Below are 16543 nucleotides of genomic sequence, written 5' to 3'. Positions count from 1 at the left end.
GTCGAGAGGGCAGGGCGCGCGTCGTCTCCCGGCGCCGGCACCTCGCGGTTCGAGATCGGGGTGAGCGGTGCGTCGCGCACTCCCGGCGTCCCGTCGCGGCTCGGCGGGGCGGCGTCGTCGGCGGCCCCGCGGGTGGTCCGGGTGGCGGTGGAGAGATGGACAGGGGATGACGAATGCATGACCAGTTCTCGGTGACCGAAGAACCGGTGGGGGTCGTCCCGCCAGGAGCGGGACGGGTCGCCGGCCGCCCTCCGGGCCGGCGCGCCCGCAGGGCGGCGAGAGCTCCCCGCGACGTCGAGGTCGTCCACGAGGGTCGCGACGGGTCGCGCGACCCCGTGCTGGCTCTCGCGCGGGTGCTCCTGTACGGCGGCCTCGTCCTCGTGTCGCTCATGGTGCTGCGGGTGGGCGGCGGCATCACGGTGGGAGACGTCGTCCTCCTGGCCAGTCTCGCGCTGTGCCTCGCGGCCATAGGCCGACAGCCCACGCCGCACCCGTACGGCGCCTGGGCGTTGCCCGCCGTGGTGCTGCTGGTGGTCGGGGGCTGCCTCGCGACGGCGGGCTCTCCCGCGCCGACCGAGAGCCTCGTCAGCCTCGTCCGCGTGCTGTACGTCGCGCTCGTTCTCCCGTGGCAGCTCGCGGTCCTCCTCGACGACGAGCGGCGGCTGCGGCGGGGCCTCGTCGCGTTCGGCGTCGGGGCGGCTGCGTGCTCCCTGGGGACGCTCGTGCAGTTCGCGCTCGGCCCGGGCGCGATCCCCGGAGGGGTCGTCACGACCGCAGGCCGCTACACAGGGTTCACCGGCCACGTCAGCGACACTGGCGCCATCGCGTCGCTCGCGGTCGTCATCGGCCTGTCCGGGCTGACGCGCGGCCTGGGAGGGCTCCAGCGTCTCCTGCTCGTGGGCACCGCTCTCTCGGGAGTCGTGGGTCTCGTGCTCAGCGGCAGCGTGAGCGGCATGCTGGCGGCCGTCCTCGGCAGCACCGCCCTCCTGCTCCTGCGCGGCATCCCTGTCGGGCGGGTCGCCGTCGCGGCCGTCGTCGCCGGTGCGGCGCTCTGGTTCGCGGGCGGCGTGCTCGGCGAGACGCAAGGCGCGCTGCGGCCGGCGGAACGGGTCGAGCAGGTCCTCGGGCTGTCGGGCGGCGACGCGTCGCTCAACACCTCGGCGTCCCGGTGGGACACGATCGTCCTCGGGTGGCGGGGCTTCCTGCAGGACCCGGTCAGCGGGGCCGGTCTCGACGCCCGGTCCTCCCTCGTCGTCGACACGCTGGGGGTGCACAGCCTGCCCGTCGCGGCGCTCTACCAGGGGGGCGTCCTGTTCGCGGCGGGCCTGCTCGGCTGTCTCGTGGTGGCGGCGCTGCGCGCCGCGCGGGCCGTGCCCCGGACGGCGCTCCAGGCCCGCGTGTACGCGGTCGGCGTCACGGCGCTCGCGTTCAGCGCGACCGCGCCGAGCATGTACAACCGCTACCTCTGGGTGCCGGTCGCTCTCGTTGCCGCCGCGGTCGCGCTGGGGCCGGGCGTCGGTGCAGGCCGAGGCGTCCGGGGTGCCGGGGCTCAGCGGGCGTAGGCGCGCTCCAGCGCGTCCGCGACCGCGTCCATCGAGTAATCCCTCCGGACGAGGTCGCGCGCGCGGCGGCCCGCGTCCTGGGCGAGACGGGGGTCGTCGAGGAACCGTGCCACCGCGGCGGCGAGGTCGTCGACGCCCTCGCCCACGACCTCGCCCGCCGCGGCGCGCGTGACCTGTTCCGCGAGCCCGCACGTGCGCGTCACGACGACGGGGACCCCGCACGACATCGCCTCGAGGACGCTCATGGGGAACGGCTCGTCGACGGACGGCAGGACGTAGAGCGACGCGCGCGCGAGCCGGGCCGTCGTGCGCTCGGGAGGCAGCGCCCCTTCCCAGGCGACCCGCCCGCGGACGGCCGCCGGGAGTGCCGCGATCCGGTCGCGCACGGCGGCGCCCTCGCCTTCGTCCGGACCGACGATCCGGAACCGGGCCTCGGGGAACCGCGGCGCGAGACGGGCCGCGGCGTCGACGAAGGCGACGGGCCGCTTACGGGGGTGCAGGCGGGCGAGGAACAGCACCTCGGGATGGTGGTCGGGGGGCTGCGGGTCGCTCGTCCCGCCCGCCGGCACGCCGTTGACGAGCCGCTGGATGCTGACTCCCGGGCCGAACAGCGTGCGGAGGCCGCCCTCCTCGACGGGGGTGAGGGCGAAGCTCGTCGACGCGCGAGCCATGACGCGGCGCGTGAGGACCGCGTCGAGGGGCGCCGCGAGCGGGTGCGGGGACGGCATCACCATGCCGTGCGTCTGCGTGACGTAGGGCTTGCCCGACCGGGCCCAGGCGACCGCCGCCGGCAGGGTGACGAGGTCGCGCGCCAGATGGACGTGCGCGACGTCGGCACGAGCCCCGCGGGCCCGGATCCACCGCACCATCGAGGGTGCGGCGAGCCCCGCGAACCCCGCGCCCGGCGCGGCCCGGACGGCGGGGAACGCCACGACCGGCACGCCGTCCCACGTCGTCGGGAGCTCGTCGAAACCTGCCGCAGCGGCGACGAGGATCGCGTCGTGACCTCGTGCACGCAGCGCCCGGATCTGGTTGGTCGCGACGCGGACGGGACCCCCGTACGCGCCGTCGGGGGTGAGGAGCGTGGCCACGTGCAGGACGCGCAGGCGTCGGCCGGCCATCTCAGAACCGCGTCCGGTCCGAGAGCGACCGGCCGTCCCAGACACGGCCGTCGGGCACGTCGCCGCGCACGATCGACCCAGGTGTGACGAGCGCCGAGCGCCCGATCCGCGTACCGCCGAGGACGACGCACCGTGCGGTGACCCACGCCCCAGGGCCGACGTGCACGGGGGCCGTCACGAGCCCCATGTCGGTGCGGTGCCGGTGGCTCCCCGTGGTGAGGAACGTGTCCTGCGAGAGCACGGCGTCGTGCCCGATCCAGACGTGGTCCTGGTTATGGATCCACACCCCTTCACCGATCCAGCAGTTTGCCTCCACGTGAAGTTTCCATGGGAAGCGGACGCGCGTGCGCGGGCGGAAGACGACCCCGGCTCCGATGTCGGCGCCGAAGGCGCGCAGCACCGCGACGCGCAGGCGCGAGCTGAACTGCCAGGGGTTCGACACGAATAGGATCTCGGCGGCGCCCCACAGGTAGACGAGCGCACTCGGGCGCCCCCAGGACGTCCTTTCCCCGGGCGCCTCGGCGAGCGGGATCACGCGGATTTCCTGGCGCATTTTCTGCGATGTCATCTGCCCCCCAGCGAATCGGCCCGAACGTCGTTATCGTACGTGCGTGAGCATCTCGGGAATGCGCGTCCTGGTGATCGGCGCCAACTACGCACCTGAACCTACCGGAAATGCGCCCTACACGTCGGCGCTGAGCCGCGCCCTGGCTGCTCGCGGGGCGCGGGTGAGCGTACTCACGACCTTTCCGCACTACCCGGAGTGGCGTGTCCGTGCGGGCTACCGCGGGTGGTCCCGCCGGGAACGGGTCGACGGCGTCGAGGTGCTCCGTCTGCGCCACTACGTACCCCGGTCGCCCAGCTCCGTGCGCCGCCTCCTCGCCGAGCTGAGCTTCGGGGTGCGGTCTGCGACGACGCGCTGGCCCGACGCCGACGTCGTCCTGCTCGTCTCACCGTCGCTCTTCGCGGCGGCCGTCGCGATGCTGCGGCTCCGCACCGGGCGTGCGCGCCGGGCGGCGCGCGCCGACGCGCCGGGCGTCGTGCTCTGGACCCAGGACCTCTACTCGCTCGGTGTCTCGGAGACCGGGGCGGCCTCGGGCCGCGTGGCCCGCCTCGTGGGTGCCGTCGAGCGCTGCGTCGCGCGCGGTGCGGACGCGGTGGTGGCGATCCACGAGCGCTTCGCGCGTCATCTGGGCGAGTCCCTCCGGGTCGATGCCGCCGCGCTGCGCGTCGTGCGCAACTGGACGCACCTCGCGCACGACGCGGTGCTCCCGGACCGCGCGACCGTACGCGCCGCCCACGGGTGGGGAGACGACGAGACGGTCGTGCTCCACGCCGGCAACCAGGGGGTGAAGCAGGGTCTCGAGAACGTCGTCGAGGCGGCGCGTCTGGCAGACGCGCAGGGTGCGCGGGTGCGGTTCGTGCTCCTGGGCGACGGGAGTCGTCGAGCCGCGCTCGAGTCGGCCGGGCGCGGGGTGCTCCGCCTGCAGTTCGTCGACCCCCTGCCCGACGCGGAGTTCCGCGCCGCGCTCGCGGCCTCCGACGTGCTGCTGGTCAACGAGCTCGCGGGACTCGCCGAGATGTCCGTTCCGAGCAAGCTCACGTCCTATTTCGACGCGGCCCGGCCCGTGCTCGCGGCGTCGTCCGAGGGCTCGACGACGGCGGCCGAGCTGCGCGCGTCCGGTGGCGGCGTCCGCGTCGACCCGCAGGACCCGCAGGCGCTCGTCGACGCGGTGCGGGCGCTCGCGGCCGACCCGGGTCGTCGCGACCGTCTCGGATCGGCGGGCCGCCGCTACCGCGACGAGACGCTCACGGAGGACGCCGCGGTCGACGCGTTTGCGACGGTCCTCCAGCAGCACGCACGCCGCCCGCGGGGGACCCGGGCCAGGACCACCACCGCAGGCACCACCACGACACCAGGAGCGACCGCGACCGCGGGTGTCGTGCCGCCCGACGGCGCGGCGCGCGTCCCGGGCGTCGCACGTACCTAACCACCGACGGCAGCGCCGCTGCACGACTCAGGGGGAAGCATGAAGAAGGCACTGATCTCGGGGATCACGGGGCAGGACGGCTCGTACCTCGCGGAGCTCCTGCTCCGCAAGGGGTACGAGGTGCACGGGTTGATCCGCCGCGCCTCGACGTTCAACACGGCGCGGATCGACCACCTCTACCAGGACCCGCACGAGGAGGACGCGCGGCTCTTCCTGCACTACGCGGACCTGTCCGACGGCGCGCGCCTCGTGTCGCTCATCGCGCAGATCTGCCCGGACGAGGTCTACAACCTCGCGGCGCAGTCCCACGTGCGGGTCTCGTTCGACGAGCCCGAGCACACGGCGGACACCACGGGGACGGGGGCGATCCGCCTGCTCGAGGCGGTGCGCCTGGCGGGCGTGGAGACGCGCTACTACCAGGCGTCGTCGTCCGAGCTCTACGGCGCCACCCCGCCGCCGCAGAACGAGACGACGCCGTTCCACCCGCGCTCGCCCTACGCGGCGGCCAAGCTCTACGCGTACTGGATCACGAAGAACTACCGCGAGGCCTACGACATGTTCGCGGTCAACGGGATCCTCTTCAACCACGAGAGCCCGCGCCGCGGCGAGACGTTCGTGACCCGCAAGATCACGCGCGCCGTGGCGGCCATCCAGGCCGGTCGTCAGGAGCACCTGTACCTGGGCAACCTCGACGCGGTCCGTGACTGGGGGTACGCGGCCGAGTACGTCGAGGGCATGTGGCGGATGCTGCAGGCCGAGCGGCCGGACGACTACGTCCTCGCCACGGGGATCGGGCTGTCGGTGCGCGACTTCCTTCAGGAGGCGTTCGCCCACGCGGGGCTCGACTGGGAGCGGCACGTGCGGTTCGACGAGCGCTACCTGCGCCCGACGGAGGTCGACGCCCTCGTCGGCGACCCCAGCAGGGCGCACGCCGACCTCGGGTGGAAGCCGACCGTCGACGGGCGCGAGCTCGCGCGCATCATGGTCGACGCGGACGTCGAGGCCCTGGGGCACGCCGGGTCGCCGTGGATCGACCGGGTCGCGCTCGCGACGTGGGACGCGGCATGACGTCGCCCGACGAGCGCGACCTCGTCCGCCACGAACCGGCGCCGCTCGACCGGGACGCCGTCTTCTACGTCGCCGGCCACCGCGGCCTGGTCGGCTCGGCGATCTGGCGCCGGCTGGAACGGGCGGGGTTCTCCCGGCTCGTGGGGCGGACCTCCGCTGAGCTCGACCTCACCGACCGCGACGCGGTGCACGACTTCTTCCGTGCGCACCGCCCGCGCTACGTCGTCCTCGCGGCGGCGAAGGTCGGTGGGATCATGGCGAACGCGGCGTACCCCGTCGACTTCCTCAGCGAGAACGTCCGCATCCAGGTGAACGTCCTCGACGCCGCGCGGACGTCCGAGGTCGAGCGGCTGCTGTTCCTGGGCTCGTCGTGCATCTACCCGCGGCTCGCGCCGCAGCCCATCGTCGAGGACGCGCTGCTGACGGGGCCCCTCGAACCGACCAACGACGCCTACGCGATCGCGAAGATCACCGGCATCCTGCAGGTCCAGGCGGTCCGCCGCCAGGACGGGCTGCCGTGGATCTCGGCCATGCCGACGAACCTCTACGGACCCGGCGACAACTTCTCGCCGACCGGGTCGCACGTGCTGCCCGCGCTGATCCGGCGCTACGACGAGGCCGTGCGGACCGGCGCCCGGGAGGTGACGAACTGGGGGACGGGGTCGCCACGGCGAGAGCTCCTGCACAGCGACGACATGGCCGACGCGTGCCTGCATCTCCTGGAGCACTACGACGGCCCCGTCCAGGTCAACGTCGGCACCGGGCAGGACGTCACCGTCCGGGAGCTCGCCGAGACGGTCGCCGACGTCGTCGGGTACGACGGCGCGACGCGTTGGGACACGTCGCGGCCGGACGGCACGCCGCAGAAGCTGCTCGACGTGTCCCGGCTGCGTGCGAGCGGCTGGGAGGCGAGGACGGGGCTGCGCGAGGGGATCGAGCGGACCGTGGCGTGGTACCGCGAGCAGGCCGGGCGGGTCCGCGCGTGACCCCGGTGCGGGCTGAGGCCCCCAGGCTCGCGACGTGCGGTGCCCTGTGCGAGATTGAGGCGGTCGTGGGTGGACGCTCAGGGGGAGCGGCCCGGTGAGGGGGACGACGATGGAGCTCAGGGACTACCTCGTCCTGCTGCGCAAGAGGTGGGTCACGATCGTGGTCGCCGGGGCGCTCGGGCTGGCGCTCGCGGGCGCGTACTCGCTCCTGACGACGCCGACGTACTCCGCCCGGTCCCAGGTGTACGTGTCCGTGCAGGGCTCCGACTCCACGACGGACCTGCTGCAGGGGTCGAACTTCACCGTGCGCCAGGTCAAGTCGTACATCGAGCTCGTGACGAGCCCGCGCGTCCTGGACCCCGTGATCGAGGAGCTCGGCCTCGCAGACGACGCCGGGTCGCTCGCGCAGCGGGTCCGCGCCGACTCGCCGCTCGACACGGCGCTCATCAACGTCACGGCGACCGACGAGTCGCCGCAGCTCGCCGCCGAGATCGCGAACGCGACGGCCCGGTCGCTCGCGGCGGTCGTGGGGGAGCTCGAGACCCCGGTCGGGGGCGGAGACTCGCCCGTGCAGATCAGCACGGTCCGCGCGGCGTCGGTGCCGACCTCCGCCGCGTCGCCGAACGTCCGGCTGAACCTGGCGCTCGGGCTCGTCGTCGGCCTCGTGCTCGGCGTCTCGGTGGCGGTCGTGCGCGAGCTCCTGGACACGCGCGTCCGGTCCACGTCGGACGTCGAGGACGTGACGGACGCCCCGGTGCTGGGCGTCGTCGGGTACGACGAGGAGGCGCCGGAGCACCCGCTCATCGTCCAGGAGTCACCCAAGGCCGTCCGGGCGGAGGCCTTCCGCAGGCTGCGCACCAACCTGCAGTTCCTCGAGCTCGGCCCGGCCGCGCGCACGTACCTCATGACGTCGGCGCTCCCCGGCGAGGGCAAGACCACCACCAGCATCAACCTGGCCATCACGCTCGCGGACGCGGGCCAGCGCGTCGTCCTCGTCGACGCGGACCTCCGGCGACCGTCGGTCGCCCGGTACCTGGGGGTCGAGGGGTCGGTCGGGCTGACGACGGTCCTCATCGGGAAGGTGGGCGTCGAGGACGCTGTGCAGCCGTGGGGCAACGCCAACCTCGACGTCATCGCCTCCGGGCAGATCCCGCCGAACCCGAGCGAGCTGCTCGGGGCGGCCCCGATGACGCAGCTCCTGGACCGGCTGCGGGCCGACTACGACGTGATCGTGATCGACACGCCCCCGCTCCTCCCGGTCACCGACGCGGCGATCCTTGCGAAGGGGGTCGGCGGCGCGATCGTCGTGGTCGGTGCCGGCACCGTGCACCGGAACCAGCTGGAGACCGCGCTCTCCGCCCTGGGCACCGTGGGCGTCCCCCCGCTGGGGATCGTCGTCAACCGCGTGCCGGTGCGAGGGCCCGGTGCGGGCGCGTACGAGTACGCCTACCAGGAGTACACCGCGGACGAGCCCGGCGCGTCCGGGGACACGACACGCCGCGGGACCCGGGGTCGCGCGGGCGGGGCGCGGCGGCACGCGCGTCGGCCGATGCCGCAGGGCGCCACCGCGCCGGCCGTCCCGGGTGCGTGGGCGCGGGTCGGCGCCGAGGAGCCGGGACGGGTCGCCCCGTCCGACGGTGCGGCGAGCGGTGCGGCAGACGGTGCGGCACCGGACGCGGCACGAGGGGACCGGGACGCCGCGGACGAGCCGGCAATCTCGGTCGGCCGTCGCGTCCGTGCGGGGACCTTCGACGAGGTGGTGCTGCCGAGCGAGCGGCAGTGAGGAGGGCGGCGCTGCCCCGGTTCGCCGGTCGCACGCGGCGCCGCGGACGGGACGCCGGGTGGCCGGCGGCGACGAGCAGGGGGACGGCATGAGAATCTCGGTGATCGGCTGCGGCTACCTGGGCGCGGTGCACGCGGCGTGCATGGCGACGCTGGGGCACGACGTGGTCGGGGTGGACGTCGACGCCCGGAAGGTGGGGTCGTTGCGCGACGGGCGGGCACCGTTCTACGAGCCGGGGCTCGACGGGCTGCTCGCAGAGGCGAGGGCCTCCGGACGGCTCACCTTCACGACCGACCCCGCCGCGGCGGCCGACGCCGAGGTCCACTTCGTGTGCGTCGGGACGCCCCAGCGCGCCGACTCGTACGCCGCCGACCTGTCGTCCGTCGACGCGGCCTTCCGGTCGCTCGTGCCGCACCTCGCCGCGGACGCGGTCGTGGTGGGCAAGTCGACGGTCCCCGTGGGGACGGCCGCACGGCTCGCGGACGAGCTCGCCGCGGTCCGTCCCACCGCGACGCTCGTCTGGAACCCCGAGTTCCTGCGCGAGGGGTTCGCCGTCCAGGACACGCTGCGACCCGACCGGCTCGTCTACGGCGTCCCGGACGACGCGGCGGGGGCTCGTGCGGTCGAAGCGCTCGACGCCGTCTACGCCGCGGCCCTCGGCGACGGCACGCCGCGGCTCGTGGTCGACCGGGCGACGGCCGAGCTCGTCAAGGTCGCGGCGAACTCGTTCCTCGCCACGAAGATCTCCTTCATCAACGCGATGGCGGAGCTGTGCGAGGTCGCTGGGGGAGACGTGACGCTCCTCGCCGACGCGATCGGCCTCGACGAGCGGATCGGGCGGCGCTTCCTCAACGCCGGGCTCGGGTTCGGCGGCGGCTGCCTGCCGAAGGACATCCGCGCGTTCATGGCACGGGCCGAGGAGCTGCACGCCGACCCCGCCGTCAGCTTCCTGCGCGAGGTCGACTCGATCAACCTGCGCCGGCGCGAGCGCATGGTCGACCTCACGGTCGGCGTGCTCGACGGGCGTCCGCTGGCCGGCGCGCGCGTCGCCGTCCTCGGTGCGGCGTTCAAGCCGGACAGCGACGACGTCCGCGACTCGCCGGCGCTCGACGTCGCCGAGCGGCTGCACCACCGGAGCGCGCGCGTGGTGGTGACCGACCCGCGCGCGCTGGCCAACGCGCGCGCCAAGGCCCCCTCGCTGGGCTTCGCCGAGACCGTCGAGGAGGCGGTGGACGGTGTGGACGCCGTGCTGGTCCTCACCGAGTGGCAGGAGTACAAGGACCTGGACCCGGGCAAGCTGTACGGCCTCGTGGCGGCCCCCCGCGTGGTCGACGGCCGCAACGCGCTCGACGCGACCGTGTGGCGCGAGGCGGGGTGGACGTACCGCGCGCTCGGCCGGCGGTGAACGGCGGCCCGGCCTCGCGCGCCGGCTCCGGGCCCCGTGCCGGAGCGCGCCGGCTCGCGGCGCTGGTGACGACGCTCGCGAGCCTGTCCCTCGGGGCCTGCGCGCCGGGCCACGACGGTGGGCGTGGGGCTCCGAGCGCCGACGACCCCACGGCGGCCCGGCCCTGGGAGCCGACGGAGTACGCCGCCCGGCTGCTGGCGGAGACGCAGGAGGAACGCGACGAGGCGGGGGTCCCCCGGCTGGAGGAGAGCGGCTGCGCGACCGAGCAGGCGCTGTCCCGTGCCACGGCGCTCGTCGGCGCCCCGCTCGAGCACGCCCCCCTCGACGAGGTCGTGACGGACTGCGCTCCTGCGAGCGGCACCGCGGCGGAGAACCTCAGCCGGGCCAGCGCCGCGCCCGCCGCGGTCGTCGACGCGTGGATGGGGTCCCCCGGGCACCGGGCGAACCTCCTGGACCCGACGCTGACGTCCGTCGGGATCGCGTGCGTCGCGGACGCCACCGAGGGCGCCGGCGGTCTCGTCTGCGCCCAGGTGTTCCTCGGCTGACCCGCGACCCGAGCCAGGTCCGCACGCCCTTGACCCCTCGACCGCCGCGTCCTATCGTCGGTTTTCAACAGGTGATGAATTCGACCGCGTGCCGAGGCGCGGTCAGGGCCGGGGAGGCATCGTGCGCGCGATGGTCGTCAAGGAGTTCCGCGAGCTGCGTCGGGACCGGCGCACGGTCGCGATGCTCGTCGGGATGCCGCTGCTGCTGCTCGTCGTCTTCGGGTTCGCGGCGAACTTCACGGTCGAGACGCTGACCGTCACGGCCGTCGGCCCCGGTGCCGAGCAGGCGGTCGCCGCGATCGAGGCGAACCCGGCCGCCGCCGACGCGCTCGACGTCGTGAGCGTCGACCCCGCGGGGACGGACGCCGACGCCCGCGCCGCGCTGCGCGACGACCGCAGCGACGTCGCGGTCGTCGCGCCGGCACCCGGGGACGAGCGCCCGACCGTCTACGTCGACGGATCCAACCTGTTCGCGGCGCAGTCGGCGAAGGTGCTCGTCGCGTCCCTCGGCGACGCCGTGGACTCGGAGATCCTCTTCAACCCCGACCTCGACACCTCGTGGGTGATGGTGCCCGCGCTGATCGGCCTCATCCTCACGTTCATCGGGACGATCATCACGTCGATCGGTCTCGTCAAGGAGCGCGAGGCGGGGACGTTCGAGCAGCTCGCGGTGATGCCGCTCGGTCCCGCCGCGGTGATCCTCGGCAAGATCACGCCCTACTTCCTGCTCGCCTGCCTCGACATGGTCGCGGTGACGTTGCTCGGCATGTGGATCTTCGACGTGCCGTTCGCGGGACCGGTGGCCCCGTTCGTGGTGGGAGCCGCGCTGTTCCTCTTCGTCGTGCTCGGCATCGGCGCGCTCATCTCCACCGTGTCGCAGACCACCGGGCAGGCGGTGCAGGTCGCGCTCATGACGATGCTCCCGCAGGTGCTGCTCTCGGGCATGATCTTCCCGCTCGACGCCATGGCGGCCGGGGTGCGCTGGATCGGGTACCTCCTGCCCCTCACGTGGTTCACCGAGGTCTCGCAGGGGGTGATGGTCCGCGGGGCGTCGTGGTCCGCGCTGTGGCTGCCGCTCGTCGTGCTCGCGGTGATGGCCGTCGTCGTGTTCGGGCTCGCCGTCCTGCGGCTCTCGCGCGAGCTCTCGCCCGCTCGGGAGCACCGCCGACGCCGCCCGGCGGCACCGGCGCCCGCGACGCCCGCAGCGAGCGGAGCGGCCCGGTGACCTGGGGCACGCGCGGTCTCGACGTCACCTTCCGCCCGGGGCACGGGCACGTGGTCCGCGCCCTCGCAGGCGTGGACCTCGACCTCCCGCGCGGCCAGGTCACCTCGGTCGTGGGAGGCGACGGGGCGGGCAAGACCACGCTGGTACGCGCGCTGCTCGGGCAGGTGCCGGTCGACGGCGGCACCGTGGACGCCCCGGCCCGCGACCGGGTCGGCTACCAGCCGTCGTCGAGCGGGGTGTGGCCCGGGCTGACCGTGGCGGAGAACGTCGAGCTCGTCGGCGACGCGTACCGCGTGCCGGCCGCCCGCCGGGAACGACGCGCGGACGAGCTGCTCGAGCGCGCGGGGCTCGCCGAGGCGCGGGACCGGCTCGGGTCGCAGCTCTCCGGTGGGATGCGGCAGAAGCTCGGCGTGTGCCTCGCGATGCTGCACGAGCCGGAGGTCCTGCTCCTCGACGAGCCCAGCACCGGCGTCGACCCGGTGAGCCGCGTCGAGCTGTGGCGGCTCGTGGCCGAGTCGGCGGCGTCCGGCGCAGCCGTCCTCGTCACGACGACCTACCTCGACGAGGCCGAGCGGGCGGCCGACGTCGTCGTCCTCGACGCGGGCACGGTCCTCGCCGCGGGCACGCCCGACGACGTGCGCGCCGCCGCCCCCGGCCGGATCACCGTCGCGTCCGTCGCGCCCGCGGGCGCGGCCGACCGGTCGTGGCGACGCGGCCGGACCGTCCGCACCTGGTGGCCCGACGGCTCGTCCTCGCCGACCGGCGGTCCCGTGGAAGCCGACCTGGAGGATGCCGTCGTGGCCCTCACGCTCGGTCGCGGCGCGCACGGCACGGCCGGCGCGGAAGAGGCGCACGGCACGGACGACGCCGCCCGCGACGCGGTGGGCCCGGCGCCGCACGGCCCGGGCTGGCTCGCCGCCGGGGCGGACGCTCCCCTCGTGCGGGTCGACGGCGCCGAGCGGCGGTTCGGGGACGTCGCGGCCGTCGACGACGTCTCGCTCGTCGTGCGTCCCGGCGAGGTGGTGGGCCTGCTCGGCGCGAACGGCGCGGGCAAGACGACGCTCCTGCGCATGGTCCTCGGCCTCGACCGGCTCGACGGCGGGCGGGTCGAGGTCCTCGGCGCACCGCCGGACCGCGCGGGCCGCCGGGCGGTCGGCTACGTCCCGCAGGGCCTCGGGCTCTCCGGCGAGCTGAGCGTCGAGGAGAACGTCGAGTTCGTGGCGGCGGTGTACGGGGTGCGGGACGTGCCGACGCTGCCGCCGGCGCTCGCGGCCGTCCGCCGTCGGCCCGTGGCGGAGATCGGGCTGGGGCGCCGGCGCCAGCTCGCGTTCCACTGCGCCCTGCTGCACGCGCCACGCCTGCTGGTCCTCGACGAGCCGACGTCCGGCGTCGACCCGCTCGCGCGGGCGCGCGCGTGGGACGCGATCCACGCGCAGGCGGACGCGGGCGTCGGGGTCCTGGTGACGACGCACTACCTCCAGGAGGCCGAGCAGTGCGACCGCCTGCACGTCCTCTCACGCGGACGCTCCGTGGCGTCGGGGACCGTCGCCGACGTCGTCGGTGGGCGCGAGGCGGTCGTCGTGCGGTCCCGGGAGTGGCAGGCGGCGTTCGCGGCGCTCGACGCCGCGGGCCTGCCCGTCATGCTCGACGGCCGGGCCGCCCGCGTCGCGGGGACGACGCTCGCGACGGTCCGGGACGCGCTCGCCGCGGCGGGCGTGGTCGCGACCTGCGACGTCGTCCCGGCGACGCTCGAGGAGACCATGGTGCTCGTGGACCGCGCGGCCACGACCCGGGCGGGAGCGGCGTGACGGGCCGGCGGGGGCGGCGCCCGGGCAGGTCCGACACGCGGTCCGACGTCCTGTCCGCCGCGCGGGACGCGTTCGCGGAGCACGGCTACGACCGTGCGACCGTCCGCGACATCGCGGCCCGGGCGGGCGTGGACGCCGCCATGGTGCACCACTGGTTCGGGACGAAGGAGAAGCTCTTCCAGGCAGCCGTCGACGTGCCCTTCGACCCGCAGGAGCTCCTGCTCGACGGTGCGCCCGACGACACGGCGCGACTGGGGGAGCACGTCGTGCGCACGCTGCTGCGCGCCTGGGACTCCCCGCGCGGCCGGGTCGCCCTCGCGCTCCTGCGCTCGGCCACGAGCTCCGAGCGGGCGGCGCGCATGCTGCGCGAGTTCGTGCTGGCCCGGGTCGTGCGGCCGACCGTCGCGCGGAGCGAGGCGGACCCGCACCGGGCCGCGTGGCGCGGCGCGCTCATGGCGAGCCAGCTCGCAGGGCTCGTCGTGGCGCGGTACGTGCTCCGGGTCGAGCCGCTCGCGGGGTCTCCCGCGGAGACCGTGGTGCGGGCGGTCGGGCCCACGATCCAGGGCTACCTCACCGGTCCGCTCCCGGGCGTCGTCGCCGAGACCGCTCGTGGCACCGGGAACGTTGAGATTTCAACTGAGAGGCATGTTGCGCCGTAGGTGGTCTGTCTGTAGGTTGAGGCCCGCCGGCCGAGGCTCGGCGCGGGGCCAAGCGCGCAGGGGGAGCTTGGCGTCGAGCCACGGCGGCCCGTCTCAGACGCCCACGAGGACGCGGGTCGTCCCCTCCCGGTTCGTCCGGTCGCGCAGCGCACGACCCAGCCGGCGGAGCGCGTCGTCGTCGGCGAGGAGCCCGGACCAGTCGTCCGGGTCGTCGCTCGGGGCGTCACCCCGGGTCTTGCGGATCGCGGCGACCTGGAGCTGGTAGGCGAGGATCACCTCGCGCGGGCTCCCGGGCACGGCGATCCGTACGTGGTCCACGTCGTCGCGGCGCGAGTGGAGCGCGAGCGTGGTGAGCCCGTCGAAGATCTCGATGGTCCGGTGGTACTCGTCCACCGCGGCGCTCGAGCCGCGCAGGCCGCCGTCGCCCACGACGGCGCGGAGGAACGTGTGGAGGTAGCCGAGGTCGCGTCGGCGCTCGCGCGCGAACGCGGCGGACGACGCGAGCTGGCCCACGATGCCGGCGGTGAGCAGGATCGTGGCGGCGAGCACGAGGTACCGCGTCCGCAGGCCGAGGACCAGGTACGGCTCGGTGCTGCCCGGCTCGTGCTGCACCATCGCCACGAAGCTGACGACGGCCCACACGACGGCGACGACCGCGCCCGCCCCCGCCACGTCCATGCCCCAGCGCAGCCGCAGCGGCCGGTCCGAGCGCGTGCGCAGGCAGGAGACGGCGAAGGTCGCGGTCGCCGTCAGGAACGTCCCGTAGTAGAGCGCCCAGTAGCCCCACATGAGGGGGCGGTCGTGGACCTGCGCGTCGAGGTCGTGGGTGGCCCACGGTCCGCTCGCCGCCGCGAGGGCGACCAGGGCGGTCCCCACGGCGACGGCCGCGAGCGCCACGTGCCGGGTGCGCGGAGCCCGGCCGGTGGTCGCGCTGTAGGCCCACACGCCGACGAAGAGACAGCCGGTGACGAGCGCCACGTGCTTGGCGACCTCGTGCGTCCCTCCGGGGGCGTGCTCCTTGAGGAGGTCGGCCACGACCGGTGCCCGCAGCGCGTTCGCGACCGCGACGAAGCCCAGGCCGAGGGGGAGGGCCGCGTCGGCGCGCGTGCGCGCGCGCAGGCCGGTCCACACGGCCGCGGTGGCGAAGAGCGCCACGGCGAGGACGTCGAGGGCGTGGTTCACCGGTACAGCTCCAGGGACGTGAGCCGGGTCCCCGAGCTGCCGTGGGACGCGATCGAGATCATGAGCTCGCTCGCGAGGCGCTCGACGCGCAGCTCGTCGGGGTCCTCGTACCCGTCGCGGCACGCGCCGACGCGGGGGGCGCCCGCCGTGGCGGCCGCGTCGAGGACGTGCACGAGCTCGTGCGCGACGACGTGGTCGCGGTGCGGGCCGGGCAGGGTCTGGCGCGCGTCGACGAGCACGAGGTCGCGCTCGGGGAAGGCGAGCCAGAGCCCGCTCACGCCGGGGCCGAGGTCGCCCTCGACGACCTCGAGGGGCCGGCCGCGTACCGCCGCGACCAGACGGCAGGCCTCCTCGAGGCTGCGTGCGCGGTCGAGTCCCGCGGCGCGCAGGAGGTCATCCACGGCCGTCGTCCGACGCGGGCGGTGTCACGGGAGGCAGCTGCTCCAGGCGTCGCACGCGGTCGACGATCTCGATGATCGCCCGGACGTTCTCGGGCGACAGGCCCTGGGCGCGCAGCGCGAACTGCTCGACGCCCTCGTCGGCGAGCGCGGCCCGGAGGCGGTCGTCGGGGTTCTCCTCGGGGTCGACGAGGCTGCCCGTGCTCACGTGGAAGAACGCGGCGATGCCCTCGACGACGCGCAGGCTGGGCGAGGTGCGGTGCCCGCCGCGCAGCGCGCTGAGGTACGCCTCGTTGATCGAGTACCCGCGCTCCGTCATCCACTGAGCGGCCTCGCGGTTGGTCACGGGCCGTCCGCCGCGCCCGCGGGCGAAGAGCTCGTTGAGCCGCCGGCGGAAGACCCGCGCCGTCCGCTCGCCGGGTGCCACGTCGTCGTCCATGGCGACGATTGTGACAGGCCGCGGCACGTGGCGGCACGGGCGCGGTGCGCGCGGCCGACGTCGCGGCTCCCGTCGCGGGGCGCCGCGGGCGCGGGTAGCGTTCCGGACGGGCGCGGGACGGTCCGACGCCCGGGCGCGGGACGCGCGCACCACCACCCTCGAGGGAGCCGACATGAGCGAGCAGACACCGAAGGACGAGGGGGGCCTCGGCGACCTTCTCGGCAAGGCGAAGGAGTTCCTCACCGACGACCGGATCGACGACGTGGCGGAGAAGATCAAGTCCGTCGCCCCGGACTCGGTCGACCAGCACGTCGACACCCTGGCCGAGAAGGCCAAGGAGGCGAACGACTGACCTGCGGGTCGGTACGATC

At 75.0% G+C, this 16543-nt stretch carries 16 protein-coding genes; 11 read left to right on the top strand and 5 right to left on the bottom strand.

Features of this window, described 5'->3' with window-relative positions:
• The first annotated feature begins 173 nt into the window (after window positions 1-173).
• Complete coding sequence (locus ABWU78_RS11725) at window positions 174-1562, top strand: hypothetical protein (RefSeq protein ID WP_439158464.1); 1389 nt, start codon at window positions 174-176, stop codon at window positions 1560-1562.
• On the opposite strand, the gene ABWU78_RS11720 is transcribed toward ABWU78_RS11725, so the two are convergent.
• Complete coding sequence (locus ABWU78_RS11720; RefSeq protein WP_439158463.1) at window positions 1550-2683, bottom strand: glycosyltransferase; 1134 nt, start codon at window positions 2681-2683, stop codon at window positions 1550-1552. The two genes, ABWU78_RS11725 and ABWU78_RS11720, sit on opposite strands and share 13 nt — an antisense overlap.
• Before the next feature lies 1 nt (window position 2684).
• Entirely contained in the window at window positions 2685-3236 is a 552-nt protein-coding gene (locus ABWU78_RS11715; protein ID WP_439158462.1) for an acetyltransferase, read from the bottom strand.
• Between the two features lie 58 nt (window positions 3237-3294).
• On the opposite strand from ABWU78_RS11715, the gene ABWU78_RS11710 reads away from it, so the two are divergent.
• From ABWU78_RS11710 to ABWU78_RS11670, 9 genes are all read left to right on the top strand, one after another.
• Window positions 3295-4674: a glycosyltransferase gene (locus ABWU78_RS11710; RefSeq protein WP_439158461.1), complete on the top strand. Its 1380-nt coding sequence runs from the start codon at window positions 3295-3297 to the stop codon at window positions 4672-4674.
• A gap of 39 nt (window positions 4675-4713) precedes the next feature.
• Complete coding sequence (gmd, locus tag ABWU78_RS11705) at window positions 4714-5742, top strand: GDP-mannose 4,6-dehydratase (protein ID WP_439158460.1); 1029 nt, start codon at window positions 4714-4716, stop codon at window positions 5740-5742.
• On the top strand, window positions 5739-6728 hold the full coding sequence (locus ABWU78_RS11700) for a GDP-L-fucose synthase family protein (RefSeq protein WP_439158459.1): 990 nt from the start codon (window positions 5739-5741) through the stop codon (window positions 6726-6728). Before gmd ends, ABWU78_RS11700 begins: the two co-directional genes overlap by 4 nt.
• A 94-nt stretch (window positions 6729-6822) precedes the next feature.
• Window positions 6823-8511: a polysaccharide biosynthesis tyrosine autokinase gene (locus tag ABWU78_RS11695; RefSeq protein WP_439158458.1), complete on the top strand. Its 1689-nt coding sequence runs from the start codon at window positions 6823-6825 to the stop codon at window positions 8509-8511.
• 88 nt (window positions 8512-8599) lie between these two features.
• Entirely contained in the window at window positions 8600-9916 is a 1317-nt protein-coding gene (locus ABWU78_RS11690) for a UDP-glucose dehydrogenase family protein (protein WP_439158457.1), read from the top strand.
• Window positions 9886-10461, top strand: coding sequence for a CAP domain-containing protein (locus tag ABWU78_RS11685; RefSeq protein WP_439158456.1), 576 nt, complete (start codon window positions 9886-9888; stop codon window positions 10459-10461). The genes ABWU78_RS11690 and ABWU78_RS11685 overlap by 31 nt, the downstream gene beginning before the upstream one ends.
• A 130-nt stretch (window positions 10462-10591) precedes the next feature.
• Window positions 10592-11686 carry an ABC transporter permease gene (locus ABWU78_RS11680; RefSeq protein ID WP_439158497.1) on the top strand — a complete coding sequence of 365 codons (1095 nt, stop codon included), beginning with the start codon at window positions 10592-10594 and terminating at the stop codon, window positions 11684-11686.
• Window positions 11683-13494 (top strand): ATP-binding cassette domain-containing protein, encoded by a 1812-nt coding sequence (locus ABWU78_RS11675; RefSeq protein WP_439158455.1) that lies wholly within the window; start codon window positions 11683-11685, stop codon window positions 13492-13494. Before ABWU78_RS11680 ends, ABWU78_RS11675 begins: the two co-directional genes overlap by 4 nt.
• On the top strand, window positions 13491-14153 hold the full coding sequence (locus tag ABWU78_RS11670; RefSeq protein ID WP_439158454.1) for a TetR/AcrR family transcriptional regulator: 663 nt from the start codon (window positions 13491-13493) through the stop codon (window positions 14151-14153). Before ABWU78_RS11675 ends, ABWU78_RS11670 begins: the two co-directional genes overlap by 4 nt.
• A gap of 93 nt (window positions 14154-14246) precedes the next feature.
• Here the strand turns inward: ABWU78_RS11670 and ABWU78_RS11665 are convergent, their stop codons facing one another.
• The 3 genes from ABWU78_RS11665 to ABWU78_RS11655 are packed head-to-tail and all read right to left on the bottom strand — an operon-like array spanning window position 14247 to window position 16172.
• Window positions 14247-15335, bottom strand: a complete 1089-nt coding sequence (locus ABWU78_RS11665) for a hypothetical protein (protein ID WP_439158453.1) — start codon at window positions 15333-15335, stop codon at window positions 14247-14249.
• On the bottom strand, window positions 15332-15736 hold the full coding sequence (locus tag ABWU78_RS11660; RefSeq protein WP_353709345.1) for a hypothetical protein: 405 nt from the start codon (window positions 15734-15736) through the stop codon (window positions 15332-15334). The genes ABWU78_RS11665 and ABWU78_RS11660 overlap by 4 nt, the downstream gene beginning before the upstream one ends.
• Window positions 15729-16172 carry a hypothetical protein gene (locus tag ABWU78_RS11655; RefSeq protein ID WP_253049267.1) on the bottom strand — a complete coding sequence of 148 codons (444 nt, stop codon included), beginning with the start codon at window positions 16170-16172 and terminating at the stop codon, window positions 15729-15731. Before ABWU78_RS11655 ends, ABWU78_RS11660 begins: the two co-directional genes overlap by 8 nt.
• Window positions 16173-16344: 172 nt before the next feature.
• On the opposite strand from ABWU78_RS11655, the gene ABWU78_RS11650 reads away from it, so the two are divergent.
• Window positions 16345-16524 carry a hypothetical protein gene (locus ABWU78_RS11650; protein ID WP_141388065.1) on the top strand — a complete coding sequence of 60 codons (180 nt, stop codon included), beginning with the start codon at window positions 16345-16347 and terminating at the stop codon, window positions 16522-16524.
• Window positions 16525-16543 lie beyond the last annotated feature (19 nt).

The organism is Cellulosimicrobium sp. CpK407, from assembly GCF_051844275.1.
Classification (GTDB): Bacteria; Actinomycetota; Actinomycetes; order Actinomycetales; family Cellulomonadaceae; genus Cellulosimicrobium; species Cellulosimicrobium cellulans_G.
This window is presented reverse-complemented; position numbering and strand designations above follow the sequence as displayed.